The sequence below is a fragment of the Campylobacter sp. RM12640 genome (assembly GCF_020137595.1).
GTDB lineage: Bacteria > Campylobacterota > Campylobacteria > Campylobacterales > Campylobacteraceae > Campylobacter_E.
This window is the reverse complement of record NZ_JACGAU010000072.1, coordinates 1-507: the sequence shown is the minus strand read 5'-3', so window position 1 is coordinate 507 and position 507 is coordinate 1. Positions and strand designations below refer to the sequence as shown.

At 34.7% G+C, this 507-nt stretch carries 1 protein-coding gene; it reads right to left on the bottom strand.

Translation table 11 applies throughout. The features are described 5' to 3' along the window. Positions 1 to 507 (bottom strand): flagellin N-terminal helical domain-containing protein (locus AVBRAN12640_RS09925; RefSeq protein ID WP_442862240.1); only part of this gene is annotated, 507 nt, incomplete at both ends.

Sequence of the window (507 nt, the reverse complement as noted above, 5' to 3'; positions counted from 1 at the left end):
ACATTATGCCCAGTCTCAAACCTAGTTAAACCAATCTTATCACTTGTAGTTGCCCCAATACTAGCCTTAACTGTCTCATTAGAATATGCACCAATTTGAAATTCTTTGTTTGAAAACGTTCCACTTAGAAGCTTTTGACCATTGAATGATGTAGTATTACCAATATTGTCTAATTCTTCCATAAGTCTAGAAATATCAGCTTGAAGTGAGCGTCTTGTTTCAGTTGTTTGACCATCTTGAGCTGATTGAATAGCTTTATTCTTAATTGTATCAAGTATTTTTATTTGCTCATCCATAGCCTTATCAGCTGTTTGAATAATACCAATAGCATCATTAGCATTCATAATAGCTTGACCAAGAGAACTTGCTTGAGATCTTAAGCTATCAGCAATTGCCATACCTGAAGCATCATCAGCAGCAGAGTTAATTCTAAAACCTGAGTTTAACTTATTTAAAGAACTGTCAATTGATCTATTGTTCATAGATGCGTTTGCATGAGCGCTTAGC